Origin of the sequence: Blautia coccoides, from assembly GCF_034355335.1 — a bacterium.
Taxonomy (GTDB): Bacteria; Bacillota; Clostridia; order Lachnospirales; family Lachnospiraceae; genus Blautia; species Blautia producta.
In genome coordinates, this window is sequence record NZ_CP136422.1 from 3,029,354 (window position 1) to 3,045,284 (window position 15,931).

Genomic DNA, 15,931 nt, shown 5'->3' on the forward strand with positions numbered 1-15,931 from the left:
CGGAGTCCCCGTACTGATAGCCGTATGCAGGTAGGTGCGGGCGGGAGTTCCCGTTACAGAACCTGAATGAGTGCATCCGGCATTGCGGATGAATTAGAGTGGTACCACGGAAAAATAAGCCCTTTCGTCTCTAAATATAGTGACTAAAGGGCTTTTTCTATGCTTATGCATATATTCAGAAGGTGCCCGGCGGGGTATTGAGAAATGAAAACCAGGAGGAATGAAATTATGGCAGTACCTTATAATCATAAGGCGATCGAACAGAAATGGAGAAAAAACTGGGAAGAAAAACCGGTGAACACAGATGACGGCCAAAAGCCAAAATACTACTGTCTGGATATGTTTCCGTATCCGTCAGGAAACGGTCTTCACGTAGGCCATTGGAGAGGTTATGTGATCTCTGATGTGTGGAGCCGCTATAAGATGATGCAGGGTTATTATCTGATCCACCCTATGGGATGGGATGCCTTCGGCCTTCCGGCTGAGAACTACGCTATCAAGATGGGGGTTCATCCCGCAAAATCCACAGCACAGAATGTGGCAAATATCAAAAAACAGATCAATGATATTGCAGCCATTTATGACTGGGACAGAGAAGTCAACACTACAGACCCGGGCTTCTACAAATGGACACAGTGGATTTTCGTAAAAATGTTCAAAGAGGGTCTTGCGTATGAGAAGGAGTTCCCCATCAACTGGTGTCCTTCCTGTAAGACTGGTCTTGCCAACGAGGAAGTAGTAAACGGATGCTGTGAGCGCTGCGGTTCCACTGTGACCAAGAAGAACCTGCGCCAGTGGATGCTCCGCATCACAAAATACGCAGACCGTCTGTTAAGTGATCTGGACAAGCTGGACTGGCCGGAGAAAGTGAAAAAGATGCAGTCTGACTGGATCGGAAAGTCCTACGGAGCTGAGGTGGATTTCCCAGTTGAGGGAAGAGATGAGAAGATCACGGTCTACACCACTAGACCGGATACCCTTCACGGCGCAACCTTTATGGTACTGGCACCGGAGCATAAGCTGGCCGCTTCTCTGGCAACACCGGAGACAAAGGAGGCTGTGGAGAAGTATATCTATGATGCTTCCATGAAGTCCAATGTAGACCGTCTCCAGGACAAGGAAAAGACAGGCGTGTTCACAGGAACTTACGCTGTCAATCCGTTAAACGGAGCGAAGGTTCCCATCTGGCTGTCCGACTATGTACTGGCTGACTACGGCACAGGTGCCATTATGTGCGTGCCTGCCCATGATGACCGTGACTTTGAGTTCGCTGTAAAATTCAATATTCCGATCATCCAGGTTATCGCCAAAGACGGAAAAGAGATTGAGAATATGACAGAGGCCTACACAGAGGCAAGCGGAACCATGATCAATTCCGGGGAATGGAACGGCATGGAGTCCTCTGTCCTGAAAAAAGAAGCGCCGGTCATGATCGAAAAAATGGGTATCGGCAAGAAAACCGTCAATTATAAACTGCGTGACTGGGTCTTCTCCCGTCAGCGTTACTGGGGAGAGCCGATCCCCATTATCCACTGCCCGCACTGTGGCAATGTTCCGGTTCCGGAAGACCAGCTTCCCCTGACACTGCCGGAGGTGGAATCCTATGAGCCTACAGGTACCGGTGAATCACCCCTTGCGGCCATTGACGAGTGGGTCAATACCACCTGTCCGGTCTGCAAAGCAGCGGCAAAGCGTGAGACGAATACCATGCCTCAGTGGGCAGGCTCCTCCTGGTATTTCCTCCGTTACGTGGATAATAAAAATGACGAAGCCCTTGTTTCAAAAGAAAAAGCAGATAAATATCTGCCGGTGGATATGTATATCGGCGGAGTAGAGCATGCGGTTCTCCATCTTCTGTACTCCCGTTTCTATACCAAGTTTTTATATGATATCGGGGCCATTGACTTTGATGAGCCGTTTCAGAAGCTGTTCAACCAGGGTATGATCACCGGAAAGAACGGTATTAAGATGAGCAAATCAAAAGGAAATGTGGTTTCTCCGGATGATCTGGTAAGAGATTACGGCTGTGACTCCCTGCGACTCTACGAACTGTTCGTAGGCCCGCCGGAACTGGATGCAGAGTGGGATGACAGAGGTATTGACGGTGTGTACCGTTTCCTGAACCGTTTCTGGAAGCTGGCTATGGACAGTCTGGAGGCAGGGGTATCTGAGACAAAAGAGATGGTGAAGCTTCGCCATAAGCTTGTCTTCGACATTACCCAGCGTCTGGAGAGCTTCAGCCTGAATACGGTTATCTCCGGATTCATGGAATACAACAATAAACTCATCGAGCTTGCCAAGAAGACAGGCGGCATTGACAAAGAGACCATAGAAACCTTCGTTAAGCTGCTGGCGCCTTTTGCGCCCCATCTGACAGAGGAGATATGGGAGGCATACGGACATGGAGATTCCGTATTCCATACCGAATGGCCAAAAGCAGATGAGGAGGCCATGAAGGATGATGAGATCGAAGTGCCGGTTCAGATCAACGGCAAGACGAGAGCTGTCATCAGCATCAGCGCGGAGGCATCCAAGGAGGAGGCTATCGTCGCAGGAAAAGAGGCAATTGCAGATAAACTGACTGGAACCATTGTAAAAGAGATCTATGTTCCTCGAAAGATAATCAATATAGTGCAAAAATAAAGCGTTTCATGATTTGGGACGGCCGGAAGTGATTCCGGGCCGTCCCGTTTTTTATATCATAAAAAGCCTATTTGGCAGGATTCTTTTGGTATTTATATTGTGTTTTAGGTCAGTTTACAAGAGACTACACGCAGACCGTGAAACGGGCTGCTGACAACAAACGGCGGTATGCTCCCGGAGAGGGCAGCATACCGCCTGTTTTGTTGTCTGGGGAATCCAAAGGGGCTTGCCCCTTGGCACACGACTTTGCGAAGCAAAGTGTAGTGTGTTATACGCTCTGTCGGCGTTGCCGTGAAAATGCCGTTGCCGCCGTGGAGGGCAACGGCATTTGAAGCGGCAGGAAAACAGGCTGTGCTTGCGGGGCGGGATGCCACAAGCGCAGGACTGTTTTCGCCAGCAAACAGGGCGTATATGAAGCCCCCGGCCCTCGCCCCCGCTTGGACATCGGGTCAAGTTAGCCCGATGTTGTGTATAGACACTCGGCAAAAATAGCAGAACGGACGGCAACCGTCAAGGCTGAAATGAACGGGCTTACGCCCGACCTTGACCGCCGCCGCCCGTCCCGCTGAATGGGTAGACAAGACGGACAATCCCATACTGTGCTTGTCCGCCGTCAAAGTTATTTTGAGGCTGTCCGTTCTCTCAAAATTAGAGTGGGGGGGAAAGCCATTTTAGGGCTTTCCCGCCTTGATTACTCATAAGCAAAGACGTGCGAGGCTGTCAACGGCGGCGCTGTAAGCGCCGTTCATCTTGACCGTTGACTGGCTCGGCTGGCTTTGCTATCTCCCAGACGAGGAATTGTTGAAAGATGTTATAATGAAATCCAATATCTTTGTATTATTCCACTTTTACTTAAACCTACTGTATCAGAAATTTCGTTCTCCAACATCCCACCATTTTTAATAATCGTTCTTTGTGAAGCTACATTTCCTTTATCGCAGGTTAATAAAACCTTACTTTCTCCGAAGTCGCGACAAATGGGCAAAACCAGTTTTAGCATTTCAGACGCGTACCCTTTTTGCCTTTCTGATGGACGAATACTATATCCAATATTGCCCCCATAATTTTTAAGAAAATCCGATAATGGGTGACGAAAATCAATCATTCCGACAAGAAATTTGTCACTTTGTCTTACCGCTAAAAACACTTCTGATGGAACATATCCAGTTTTATACTTTTTTCTTAATCTTCCTTCAAAATCAATCCATTCATCAAATGAATAGACATCTTCAAGTCCTGCACAACCGTCAAAGCTATCCCCATTTTGTGACATTTCTTCTTTGTATGACATTACTTGTTCTGCATAAAGTTTACATGGCCTAACTAACATCAATCCACACATTACTTTTTACCTCGCAATTTCTCGATTGTCGCTCGCTATTTCCGTTTTCCCCGTTGCGGCACATAGCTTTTCGTCAACTCGGATTTTTGTACAATCCGGGTCAGCCATTGTTTTTCTTCCTCCGTCAGCTTGGTGTAGCGCAGTTTTGTCTGCTTACACAACACCATCAACAGGTGTTCCGCCCGACTGCCTTTGAAGTTCGCCACTTCCTCCAAATCCCGCTTGAGTTCGTCCACAATGGTATTCTCCGGGGCGCTGTCGCTCCTGCCCCTGTGTGCTTCCCGTATGTCCTCCATAATAGCGTCTATGTCGTGATGTACCCGGCTGCTGAAATAGTCGCCCTCCCGCACATGGGCGGCTTGCAGGACACCAGCGGTCTTGTCATGCTCCCCCGGCTGGTACTTCTCCATAATTTCGGCCCTCGCCACATCTACCCATGCGTTCAAGTTCTGTATCTGTGTTGCGGCGATACCCTCAACATAAATCTGTATATCGGCCAGCAGCTTGACAAAATCCGGGTGCGCCGCCAGTTCACAAAGCAAGGCGGTATCAATTCGCCCACTTTTCAGCAGGTCAATCATTTCATCACTCAAACGCAGGTCTGCAAGATCGGCGTTTGGGTGACTTTTTGTTTCGGTCAGCCCTAACAGATAATCAGCGGTCACGCCGTAAAACTTCGCCAGCTTGATAAGGGCATAGTGGCTGATGTCCTTGAAGTCGTCCGCTTCATAGCTGCCCAGCGCAGACTTGGAGAGTTGTGTCTGCTCCGCAAGCTGTTCCAGCGTCAGCCCACGCTCCACACGCAGGTCTTTCAAGCGTTCCTGTATTGTCAACGCCAATCTACACACCCCCTCTTATGCTTATTTCATGCTTTCTTGACACTCGCTGCACTCTCTGTCATGGATAGAAATGATACCTCCGCATTTGGGACAAGTATATTTCCCTTTCTGCTGTTCCATGAACCTTTCCAAACCGTGCTGACGAACAAACTCGCTGTTCTCCATAAGGCTCGCCTGATACCTTTTGTTGTAACTTTTTTCAAGGTTTTTAATCAGCTTGCAAGGATAATCGGGACATTCAAAACAATAGGACAGCCCTTTGCCCTTGATACAATCTTTTATCTTGCATTTGCGGCAGTGTTCCGGTTTGCCCATGTCGCTGTTCAAGCAACCGGCACACGGCTTTTTATGATAACAATGCTTATAGCAGACCAAACAGTTCATGCCGCAGGGGGCAAACATAGCCGTATCCATTTTTTCTGTTGGCATTTTCATGGCTCGCCCTCCTTGTCAGCTTACGGTTTCTTTCATTCTACCACAATTCCGAGAGCGTGGAAATAGTGTGTTTTCCAGCGGGATTTCCAACCTTTCGGATATACGGGACGGGCGGTCAAAAAAGTGTAGACTTGTGTTAGTTCATCGATGGACAAGCACAAGTGAATGACCGTCCGAAAGAGATATTACCAGCTGGGGAAGTACGCCGTGACCCCGCTTCTGGCCACTGTCCCGAAGTAGGGAGAGCGTACCAATGCCGGGATACGCCGCAGGAATGGGGTAGGAACGGCTTTCGGGGAAAACGGCAGTAAAGCGAAAATGGAGGAACGCATGAGCAAAAAAATACCAGGGATAGAGCGCACACCGGGCGGCGGCTTGCCCCGCATGACCCCGGCGCAGCGCAGACGGGCAAACGCCCTCATTCGCAAAACCTGCTGCAACTACGATAACGGCAACTGCCTGTTGCTGGACGATGGGGAGGAATGTGTCTGCCCCCAGTCTATCTCCTATTCCGTCTGCTGCAAGTGGTTCCGCTGGGCAGTGCTGCCACAGGACAAGGCGCTGGAGGCGGAGATATTCCGCAGCGCCAGCGTGAAGCGGTGCGCCGAATGCGGGGCGGCTTTCGTCCCCCGTTCCAACCGGGCAAAATATTGTGAAGCCTGCGCCAGACGGGTACATAGGCGGCAGAAGAACGCCAGCGACCGGAAACGGCGCAGGGAAACGGACAAATAGGGGCTGACAAAAGTCCGTAAATCAAGGACTTTTCCGGGCTGTTCGGGGCGGGGCTGTGTGTTTGTACGCCCCGCCCCCGAAACAGCCCCCAAACTGTCCGCAGGAGGGAGGATTGATAGATTGCCGCAATACGCAATCCTGCGATTTGCAAAGCACAAGGGCAACCCGGCAAGGCCGCTGGAAGCCCATCACGAACGGCAGAAAGAAAAGTATGCCAGCAACCCGGATATTGACACAGCAAAGAGCAAGTACAATTTCCATATCGTTAAGCCGGAGGGACGCTATTACCACTTCATTCAGAGCCGCATTGAACAGGCCGGGTGCAGGACACGCAAGGACAGCACCCGGTTTGTCGATACGCTGATAACCGCCAGCCCAGAGTTTTTCAAGGACAAGCCCCCAAAGGAGATACAAGCCTTTTCCAGCGGACGGCTGACTTTCTTATCCAGCGGGTAGGCCGGGAGAATATCGTGTCGGCGGTGGTACACATGGACGAGAAAACGCCCCACCTGCATTTGACCTTCGTTCCTCTGACACAGGACAACCGCCTGTGCGCCAAAGAGATTATCGGGAACAGAGCCAACCTCACAAAGTGGCAGGACGATTTTCACGCCTACATGGTAGAGAAATATCCTGACTTGGAGCGTGGGGAGAGTGCCAGCAAGACAGGCAGAAAGCATATCCCCACCCGCCTTTTCAAACAGGCGGTTTCCCTCTCCAAACAGGCAAGGGCGATTGAAGCGGCGCTGGATGGCATCAACCCGCTGAACGCAGGGAAGAAGAAAGAGGAAGCACAATCTCAAAGACCAGATGTTAGTGCTTGCGCCCCATGAGGGGATTGTCCCGTCGGAAACATGGCTGGCCTGCCGCAAGAAGCTGATGAACAACATGAAAATCCAGTCCGCCCGAAAAGCCACCCACACATTGCTGGCAGGAAAAATCAAGTGCGGTAACTGCGGCTATGCGCTTATGAGTATCGTCAACCGGGTAGGCCGTCAATATCTCCGCTGTACGAAACGGCTGGACAACAAAAGCTGCGTCGGGTGCGGCAAGATTTACACCGCCGAACTGGAAACGGTAGTCTATCAGCAGATGGTAAAAAAGCTGGAAAGCCACAAGATGCTGACGGGCAGGAAGAAAGCGGCAACGGCTAATCCTAAAATCCGCCGCCCTGCAAGTGGAACTTGCCCATGTGGACGGCGAGATTGAAAAGCTGGTGGACAGCCTGACGGGGGCGAACAATGTCCTGCTCTCCTATGTGAATGTGAAGATAGCGGAACTGGACGGGCGCAAGCAGGAACTTGTGAAGCGGATAGCGGACTTGACCGTGGAAGCCATCAGCCCGGAACAGGTCAGCCAGATTTCCGGCTACCTCGACACTTGGGACAGCGTATCCTTTGACGACAAGCGGCGGGTGGTGGATTTGATGATTACCACCATAGCCGCCACAAGCGAAGCCATCAACATTACATGGAAAATCTGACGGGCAGCACACCTCCCGTCAGACCGTTACCCTGTGTAGTCCCTTGTAAACTGTACTTTTTGTGACAATAAAGTATTATAGAAGTAATAGGAATTTAATTTGAAAGGCGGAAATGTAATGGGAGACCAGCAGCAGGAATATCTTGTATTTCTTGCGGATGAGGTGCATTATCTCATTCCACTGTCCTGGGTGGACAGGATCAGTGAGAGAAAGGAAAAAAAAGGGAGAACCGCCCTCATAGATTTTGCAGGACTCACAGGCAGCGGTCAGGAGCGAAAGCAGCAGGAATATCTGATTCTTGCAGATGAAGAGCGGGCTGCATTTTCGGCGGACAAGGTGCTAGGGATACAGACCCTTGATAAAAGGGCGTTCCTCTCTCTGAAGGAGCCGGTATTAAATGAGACTAACCGTTATCTGGAAGCGGCCGTTATACTGCAGACAGAGCAGGGGGATGAGGTGCTGGCCTATGTGCTGAAGCCGGAAATTCTGAAGGAGAGACAATGGAAGTTATAACAGTAAAGACCAGGAGCGGGGTTCTGTATATAGAGAAAGAAAAGACAGAAACCATTTTTATGAACCCGAAAATATGGAAAATCCCCGGAGCCGGTGAAGAGATACTGGGAGTCTCTGTCTATAAAGGACGTCTTGCTGTGTACTACCGGCTGGGCAGCGAAAGAGATGCAAAGTGCGGGATCCTTATGAAAACACAGGGTGACATGGCTGTGGGGGTGGCTGCCGAAGAAGTGGCCGGAGAAGAAGAGATTGACCGGGAAGAGCTGACAGAAGTGGTACCAGGGATATGGGAGAGAAGAAGTGATCAGGCTTAAGGAAGAAGAATTTACAGAGATAGTTGAATATATGCGTCAGAATTACGGCATCAATCTGGAGAAGAAGAGGACACTGATCGAATGCCGTATGTCCAAAGAACTGGAAAGACAGGGGGCGGACTCCTTTGGCAGGTATATGGAGCTTTTAAAAAGGGACAGGTCAGGGATGACTGCCGCCAATATGGTGAACCGGCTGACCACCAATTATACGTACTTTATGAGGGAGCCGGCACATTTCACTATCCTGCGTGAACGTATCCTGCCGGACCTCCTGGATAACCGCAGCGGAGGTTTTCTGAATGTATGGTGTGCGGGGTGTTCTACTGGGGAAGAATGTTATACCATTGCCATGATCCTGCAGGATTATAAGGAGCGTACCGGGAATCTGATGAATTACAGGATACTGGCAACGGATATTTCCAATCAGGTGCTGGAAAAAGCCCGAAAAGGCATTTACACAGAAAAAGAAACAGAGGGGCTTCCAGCCGAGTGGAGGAATAAGTATTTCCAGGCAACAGACGCAAAAACATATTGTGCGGCGGACAGGCTGAAGCAGAACATTCGTTTTCAGAATCAGAATCTGTTATCGCCTTATACGGGGACGGAACAGTTTGATCTAATCTTCTGTCGGAATGTCATGATATATTTTGACAAGAAAGCAAAAGAAACCCTGGTGAAGAAACTGGAGGCCGGTCTGAAAACAGGAGGCTATCTGGTGATAGGGCACGCTGAACTTCTGAACCGAGGCGAGATCGAGCTGGAACCGGTCTTTCCGGCTGTATATAAAAAATATAGAGAAAAGCAAAGGTGAGTATATGGAAAAGAAAATTTTGATCGTGGATGACGCATTGTTTATGAGGAAATCCATCCGAAAAATCTTGTCTGAAGGGGGATATACGAATGTGGAGGAAGCCAGAGACGGGGAGGAGGCCATTGCCCTGTACGGGGAATACAGCCCGGATCTTGTGCTTTTGGATATCACCATGCCAGGGAAATCAGGCCTGGAGGTACTGGAGGAGCTTTTAGAACAGGATGAAAAGGCTTCTGTTGTCATGTGTTCCGCTATGGGACAGGAATCGGTAATACAAAAAGCCGTAGTAATGGGGGCAAGGGACTTTATCGTAAAGCCGTTCAGGAAGGATGAATTCTTAAGGATCGTGGACAGCTGTTTTCCAATAGAGGAATGAAAGGACAAGTGCAATGAAAAAGTATTTCTCAAACTTAAAGATAGGAACAAAGCTGATAGCTGCATTTGCCTCTATTCTGGTTTTATACATAATCACAGTTTTGGTTGCTGTACATACTATACAGAACATGTCGGAAAAGATGGACAATCTATATAATCAGCCTTTTTCTAATGTGGAAGCATCTATGGATATGGTATCCAATCTTCATTTGGTAGGGAAAAATATGATCCTCATGGCAGCCACGGATGATGTGATGGATGAGGATGCCCTTCTGGTACAGACGAAAGCAGCGATCCAGAAGGAGTTCAATGATCTGGAATTCCTTCAGACGGGATACGGAAGTGAAACCGCGCAGATAAAAAAACTGGGTGAACAGTTTGCGGAGATGGGAATCCCGAGAGACCAGATCGTATCATTGCTGGAGAACAATAAAGGAAAAGAGGCACTTGACCTGTACATAAATGAATACAGACCAAAAATGCAAAATTTGAACGATACTCTCTCCAAGGTCATAGGCGAGTGCGTAGATGATGCGGAGAATATGCTGGACACTTCCCTGACCTTTAACAGCAATGTCAGGATCATGATCTTGGTACTGGCTCTTGTCTGTATTTTGATCACCTGCATTTTGTGGATCACCATAACCAGAAGTATTCTGAGACCAGTAAACGAGATAAAAAAAGCAGCGCAGGCTGTGGCAGAGGGAAAACTCAAGTCAGATCTGTCCTATGTGTCCAATAATGAACTGGGACAGCTTGCCCAGAGTATCCGGGAGACCACAAAGGCGCTGAATGTCTATGTGACAGAGATCAGGGCAGGAATGACAGCCCTTGGAAATGGAAAATTGAACTACCGCACCAAAGTGAAGTTTAAAGGTGACTTTGTAGCTCTGGGAGAAGCGCTGGATGAGATCGGCGGTCTTCTACGCAATGCCATACAGCAGATCAACAGCAGTGCGGAGCAGGTGGCAGGAGGCGCAGAGCAGGTGTCTAATGCTGCCCAGGCCCTGGCCCAGGGTACTTCCCAGCAGGCAGGATCTATCGAAGAACTGGCTGTCAGCATCAACGAGATCACGGAAAGTATCAGCGGCAATGCGGATAAGGCAGTGAAATCCAGCACGCTGGCAAATAATGTGGGATGCAGCCTGGAAAGTAATGACCAGCAGATGCGTAGGCTGCTGTCAGCCATAAAAGAGATCAAAAACAATTCCCAGGAAATCACCGGTATCGTAAAAGAAATTGAGGATATCGCCTTCCAGACCAATATCCTGGCACTTAACGCGTCGGTGGAGGCTGCCAGGGCCGGAGAAGCCGGCAGAGGCTTTTCCGTGGTGGCAGGAGAGGTACGCCGCCTGGCATCCAAGACAGCGGAGGCATCCAAACTTACTGCCGGCTTGGTAGATAAAAATACAGAGGCAGTCAATGTGGGAATGGATACCGTCCATACAACAGCCGAGTCTTTACAGACATCTGTGGAGAAGGCCCAGGAGGTCAATCAGATGATGGATGAAATTTCAGAAGTGTCTGTACAGCAGGCAGATGCCATCATGCAGGTGCGCAGAAGCATGGATCTGATCTCTGATATTGTACAGGGAAATTCCGCGTCCTCTGAGGAGAGTGCTGCTGCCAGTGAGGAACTGTCCGCGCAGGCACAGATGCTGAAGGAACTGGTGGAACAATTTGAGATTTAGCCAGGGTGCCGGACAGTTACAAGATTTCAAAGACAAAGGGGAACACAATGGATCGTGAAGTGGAATTGGATGAAATGTTTAAAGATTTTATGAGGGAGCTTGGGAACATTGGAACCGGAAACGCGGTCAATGCCCTGTCGCAGCTTCTGAACTGTCCGCTGGAAATTGATACGCCCAATCTGCGTATACTGCCTTTTCAGCAGCTGACAGAAATTCTTACCGAGGCGGAAACCCCGCTGGCAGGAATTATGGTGGAAGTTTTCAAAGAAGTGGAGGGCATGTTTCTCTTTTTGTTAGATGAGACGTTCACGAGACAGATCGTACATCTTGCACTGGGTGTGGAGATGTGTGACTTTATGAGCCTTACAGAGATGGAAGAATCCCTGCTCCTGGAGTTGGGGAATATCATGTGCGGCGCTTATATCAGAGCATTGTCCCAGCTTTTGGATGTAGAGATGGATGTGTCCGTCCCTCAGATCAAGATAGATATGGGCGGGGCAATCCTAACGGACGCCGCGCTGCGTTTTCTAAGAACAGGTGATGAGTTATTAATGATAGACAATTTGTTCCGTATGGACATAGGTACTTTTTCGGGGCGCATCCTGTTCCTTCCGGAAATGGATTCTCTGCAGGTACTGCTTAGGAAGCTTGAGGAGTTGTGAGATGGATAAGATCACAGTAGGAATTGCGGAAGGCAGAATAGCTGTTGGAGGACAGGTGCTGGTCACCTATGCATTAGGCTCCTGTGTAGGTATCTGCCTGTACGACAGCAAAATAAAAATAGCCGGAATGGCTCATATCGTGCTGCCGGACGAGAGCAGCGCTGCCGTAAAGAGCAATCCCTATAAGTTTGCAAAAAGCGGGGTTTCTGCACTGGTCATGGAGATGCAGAGGCATGGTGCTGATAAGAGAAGAATAACAGCAAAGATAGCCGGGGGAGCAAAAATGTTCAGCACAAGCCATTTAGCCTGGGATATCGGTGAAAAGAACACCGCCGCTGTGAGGCATGCGCTGCGTTCGGCAGGGATCCATATTATAGCTGAGGACACAGGAGCTAATTATGGCAGAACACTTGAATTTTGCGCAGAAAACGGCAAAGTAGAAGTAAAAACAGTGAAAAGAAAAACAGTGATATTATAATATAGATAGAAGCATGGGAGGCAAATATGGATTTTAATGGTAAGAATATCGTTCTGGCTGTAGACGACAGTCTGATGGTATGTAAACAGATTCAGACAGCGCTGAAAGAAGAGCCTGTTTTTCTCTGTGAGGCACACAATGGGCAGGAGGCAGTGGATATGGCTATGCAGTATCAGCCGGATTTGATCCTTTTGGATGTGGTACTGCCCGATATAGAAGGATATGAGCTGATCGGGAAACTAAAGGAGGTGGGGCAGAAGGACGCGGCAGTCCTGTTCCTCACCTCAAAAGACAGGGACGAGGATGTGGTAAAGGGGTTTTCCATGGGGGCATGTGACTATATCAAGAAGCCCTTCGCCACAGCAGAGCTTCGTTCCAGGGTACACGCTCATCTTGAAATGAAAAAGCAGAAGGACATCCTGAACAGACAGAATAAAGAACTGCTTACCAATATGGAAAAGCTGAACTTTATGGCTTTCAGAGACGGTCTTACCGGTCTGTATAACAGGCGGTACGTGGTGGGGAACCTGATGGATGACATGAAAGACCATAATGCGGAAAAGGCTACAGAAGTGCTCATTATGGCGGATATTGATGACTTTAAGAAGATCAATGATACATATGGCCACGATGCCGGAGACGCGGCTTTGGTGTGCATTGCCAATATTTTAGAGGAACAGTGCAGGGAACACAGAGTCATCCGCTGGGGCGGAGAGGAATTTCTTATCGTACTCTTTGCCGTTACGGAGGAGGAGGCGTTTGAGATCAGTGAGCGCATCAGGAAAGAAGTGGAGGCGTTCCGCATTTATCATCCGGACGGGGAATTTTCCTGTACTCTGACCATGGGGCTTCATACCTACCATGAGCCTGACAGGATAGAGGACAGCGTCAACTGTGCGGATAAGGCACTTTACTATGGGAAACGAAACGGAAAGAACTGCAGTGTCTGGTATAAGGACATACGGTGAGCGGTGAGCAGATATGGGATATTTCGATGCGGATGCAGAAGAAATGCTGGAGGTGTATCTTTTAGAGACACGCCAGCTTATGGAACAGCTGAACGGGGTTTTGTTGGAAGCTGACAGGAATAAGACATTTTCAGAGGACGATATCAATACGGTTTTCAGGATCATGCACACGATCAAAAGCTCTTCTGCCATGATGGGGCTTCACGCCCTGTCCGGCATGGCACATAAGCTGGAAGATCTGTTTTCCTATTACAGGGAGCAGAAAGGGGAGATCAGCCGTATAAAACCGGAGCTGTTTGACCTGCTTTTTAAGGTGTCTGACTTTGTGGAGAGTGAACTGACGCAGATGCCGGAGGAGAGCTATGCGCCAAAGGATACAAAAGAGATAGAGAATAAAATACAGAAGTATCTGCAAAGTCTGGAGGAGAATACAGATGTAGATCAGGAGCTTCCGGCCCAGGAACAGGTTTTGGGAGAGAATTCCCCTTTACAGACAGAAAAAGAAGAGAAGAAAACGGAGCCTGTTCAGGCAGGAATTCCGGAGAGCTTTTTGAAAAAAAGCGGTGTTGTCATACGGGTCCGCTTTGAGGAAGGCTGCCGTATGGAGAATATCCGCGCGTTTATGATCTTCAGACAGATTGGAAATCTCTGCAGCAGTGTGGAGAGCTATCCGAAAGATTTGGAAAAATCCCAGCAGGGAGCGGAATATATCAATAAAAACGGAGTTTTTATCCGCTTTGAGAGTGAAAAAAAAGAACAAGTCCTGGAAACCGTCAAACGCGGGCTTTTTGTAAAGGATTATGAGGTTCTGAGGGATGAGGAGAAGAAGCCGGAACCACAGGTCATAGAGAACAAGAAAAAAGCAGACAACCATGCCGAGACAAAGGAGGCAGAATTCCTCAATGTACGGACGGACCGTCTGGACCGTCTTCAAAATCTTTCCGGAGAGCTGTTGATCCTGATGCTCACACTGGATGAGGAATTGAAAAGCCAGGGGATGGATGACGTCAGGGAAGGAACCGCTTATCAGGTCAACCGCCTGATCGAGGAGATGGAGCGCACCGTTATGGAGATGCGCATGGTTCCCGTGTCAAAGGTCATCCCAAAGCTTAAGAGAATTCTCCGGGATATCTGCAGGGATCAAGGAAAAGAAGCGGAGCTGATCGTGAACTGCGGAGACATTGAGGCGGATAAGAGCGTGGTGGACTATGTCTCGGAGTCCCTGCTCCACATTATCAGAAACGCAGTAGATCATGGCCTGGAGCTTCCGAAAGAGCGCACAGAAGCGGGCAAGGATCCCAAGGGAAGCATAACATTCAGCGCGGAAAATACCATAGGCGAGCTGATGATCTCTGTCACAGATGACGGAAGAGGCATAGACCTGGACAAAATACTGGAGAAGGCAAGAGAAAAGCACCTCATGACAAAACCGGAGGAGGAATACGATCCCCAGGAGATCCTGGAGCTGATCTTATCTCCGGGATTTACCACCAATGAGGAGGTCACAGAGTATTCCGGCCGCGGCGTAGGCCTGGATGTGGTGAAGAATATTCTGGAGGAGGCAGGGGGCCATCTGTATATCCAGAGCGAGGCGGGTAAGGGAAGTACCTTTACCATCACGCTCCCCCTCTCCCTGGCGACCATTGAGTGTACCAGATTCCGGGTGGGCGAATGCCGTTTTTCTGTTCCTTCCAGATATGTACAGCGCTTTTTAAGCTATGAGGAGAACAGGAATTTTGTACACCGAAGAAACGACAGGAAATATATCCTGTACGACAGCAGGATGCTCCCTCTGGTGGATCTAAGGGAAGCTTATCAGATAGAGGGAGATTATCCCGACACGGCCCTTCTGGTCTATGTAAAAAGTGCCAAGCGGGAGGGTGTCATTATCATTGACTCCATGTATGAGCAGAAGAGGATTGTGGTAAAGCAGCTTCCGGCGCTGTTTGGCCCCGGCTTTCGGAGGCACACAGGCATCAGTGGATGCAGTATCATGGGAAATGGCAAAATCTGCGCGGCTCTTGATATTGAAACCATGATTGAAAAATTCACGAAGGAGGCAGTCCATGAGCGAGAATGAGATAAATGAAATTCTGTGTTTTCCCGGTATCAGGAAAAATTATGCGGTGGATTTCTCCTGTGTGGTGGAAATCAGCTATGACTTTAAGATATCAAAAATCCCCTGCATGCCTCCGGATTTTGAGGGTGTGTGCAGCTATAAGGGAGTTATGATCCCTGTCATAAGGATAGAAGAGGAACAGGAGATACAGGAGACGGAGGACGGGGACCAAAGCCGTGTGATCGTGGTCATCGTAAAACATCAGAAGTATCTTCTGGGTATCCGTCTTTCCGGGGAACCCTATATTATCTCCTATACCGCTGCCGACAAGATAACAAATCCTCTGGGGGCGGCAGCTTCTGACCGCTGGAAAGAGAAAGGGCTTTACCGATATGGGGAGAAATTATTTTCCGTTATTGATGTGGCCAGGACACTTGAGAGTATGGTCTTTTACCCCTGACATTGATGCACCAACAGAGAAAAAACTGACTCTGTTGGTGTTTTTTTATATTTTTCCTTATGATATAATGTATAAGAAAAGCCCAGACGGCGTTAAGAAATAAACTGTGTAAACGGCAGCGGAAGG

15 protein-coding genes, 2 pseudogenes and 1 other annotated feature (1 of these 18 only partly in view) are annotated in these 15,931 nt (G+C 48.9%); of the genes and pseudogenes, 14 read left to right on the forward strand and 3 right to left on the reverse strand.

Translation table 11 applies throughout. From position 1 onward, the window contains the following. Positions 1–135 (forward strand) — a binding site (T-box leader) (it extends 95 nt beyond the left edge of the window). Between the two features lie 93 nt (positions 136–228). Next, positions 229–2,643, forward strand: coding sequence for a leucine--tRNA ligase (gene leuS / locus BLCOC_RS13420; protein ID WP_115622464.1), 2,415 nt, complete (start codon positions 229–231; stop codon positions 2,641–2,643). A gap of 811 nt (positions 2,644–3,454) precedes the next feature. On the opposite strand, the gene BLCOC_RS13425 is transcribed toward leuS, so the two are convergent. The 3 genes from BLCOC_RS13425 to BLCOC_RS13435 form a co-directional block, all read right to left on the reverse strand. Continuing rightward, positions 3,455–3,934, reverse strand: a complete 480-nt coding sequence (locus BLCOC_RS13425) for a GNAT family N-acetyltransferase (RefSeq protein WP_330378533.1) — start codon at positions 3,932–3,934, stop codon at positions 3,455–3,457. Between the two features lie 86 nt (positions 3,935–4,020). Then, positions 4,021–4,824, reverse strand: coding sequence for a helix-turn-helix domain-containing protein (locus BLCOC_RS13430; RefSeq protein WP_057572611.1), 804 nt, complete (start codon positions 4,822–4,824; stop codon positions 4,021–4,023). Positions 4,825–4,845: 21 nt separating this feature from the next. Further along, positions 4,846–5,259 (reverse strand): DUF3795 domain-containing protein, encoded by a 414-nt coding sequence (locus BLCOC_RS13435; protein ID WP_057572610.1) that lies wholly within the window; start codon positions 5,257–5,259, stop codon positions 4,846–4,848. A 330-nt stretch (positions 5,260–5,589) separates the two neighbouring features. Here BLCOC_RS13435 and BLCOC_RS13440 point away from each other — a divergent pair, with 330 nt between their 5' ends. From BLCOC_RS13440 to BLCOC_RS13500, 13 genes and pseudogenes are all read left to right on the forward strand, one after another. Next, positions 5,590–5,991 (forward strand): cysteine-rich VLP domain-containing protein, encoded by a 402-nt coding sequence (locus tag BLCOC_RS13440; RefSeq protein ID WP_089774948.1) that lies wholly within the window; start codon positions 5,590–5,592, stop codon positions 5,989–5,991. Between the two features lie 57 nt (positions 5,992–6,048). Beyond that, positions 6,049–6,824 (forward strand): annotated as a pseudogene (mobV, locus tag BLCOC_RS13445) (MobV family relaxase). Next, a pseudogene (locus BLCOC_RS13450) lies at positions 6,781–7,474 on the forward strand (recombinase zinc beta ribbon domain-containing protein); the annotation flags it as partial. The pseudogenes mobV and BLCOC_RS13450, both read left to right, overlap by 44 nt. A 117-nt stretch (positions 7,475–7,591) precedes the next feature. After that, positions 7,592–7,987 (forward strand): CheW domain-containing protein, encoded by a 396-nt coding sequence (locus BLCOC_RS13455; protein WP_115622465.1) that lies wholly within the window; start codon positions 7,592–7,594, stop codon positions 7,985–7,987. Then, on the forward strand, positions 7,975–8,301 hold the full coding sequence (locus tag BLCOC_RS13460; RefSeq protein ID WP_029469160.1) for a hypothetical protein: 327 nt from the start codon (positions 7,975–7,977) through the stop codon (positions 8,299–8,301). Before BLCOC_RS13455 ends, BLCOC_RS13460 begins: the two co-directional genes overlap by 13 nt. Then, positions 8,288–9,112 (forward strand): CheR family methyltransferase, encoded by an 825-nt coding sequence (locus BLCOC_RS13465; RefSeq protein ID WP_115622466.1) that lies wholly within the window; start codon positions 8,288–8,290, stop codon positions 9,110–9,112. The genes BLCOC_RS13460 and BLCOC_RS13465 overlap by 14 nt, the downstream gene beginning before the upstream one ends. A 4-nt stretch (positions 9,113–9,116) precedes the next feature. Further along, positions 9,117–9,488, forward strand: a complete 372-nt coding sequence (locus tag BLCOC_RS13470) for a response regulator (RefSeq protein ID WP_115622467.1) — start codon at positions 9,117–9,119, stop codon at positions 9,486–9,488. 13 nt (positions 9,489–9,501) lie between these two features. After that, positions 9,502–11,178, forward strand: coding sequence for a methyl-accepting chemotaxis protein (locus tag BLCOC_RS13475; protein WP_029469157.1), 1,677 nt, complete (start codon positions 9,502–9,504; stop codon positions 11,176–11,178). A 47-nt stretch (positions 11,179–11,225) separates the two neighbouring features. Then, on the forward strand, positions 11,226–11,840 hold the full coding sequence (locus tag BLCOC_RS13480) for a chemotaxis protein CheC (RefSeq protein ID WP_115622468.1): 615 nt from the start codon (positions 11,226–11,228) through the stop codon (positions 11,838–11,840). A 1-nt stretch (position 11,841) separates the two neighbouring features. Next, positions 11,842–12,318 (forward strand): chemotaxis protein CheD, encoded by a 477-nt coding sequence (locus tag BLCOC_RS13485; protein ID WP_115622469.1) that lies wholly within the window; start codon positions 11,842–11,844, stop codon positions 12,316–12,318. A gap of 26 nt (positions 12,319–12,344) precedes the next feature. Next, entirely contained in the window at positions 12,345–13,286 is a 942-nt protein-coding gene (locus tag BLCOC_RS13490) for a GGDEF domain-containing response regulator (protein ID WP_029469155.1), read from the forward strand. A gap of 13 nt (positions 13,287–13,299) precedes the next feature. Continuing rightward, a complete protein-coding gene (locus BLCOC_RS13495; protein ID WP_115622470.1) occupies positions 13,300–15,366 on the forward strand; it encodes a chemotaxis protein CheA in 2,067 nt (688 codons plus the stop codon). Then, positions 15,353–15,805, forward strand: coding sequence for a chemotaxis protein CheW (locus BLCOC_RS13500; RefSeq protein WP_029469153.1), 453 nt, complete (start codon positions 15,353–15,355; stop codon positions 15,803–15,805). Before BLCOC_RS13495 ends, BLCOC_RS13500 begins: the two co-directional genes overlap by 14 nt. The last annotated feature ends 126 nt before the right edge of the window (positions 15,806–15,931 follow it).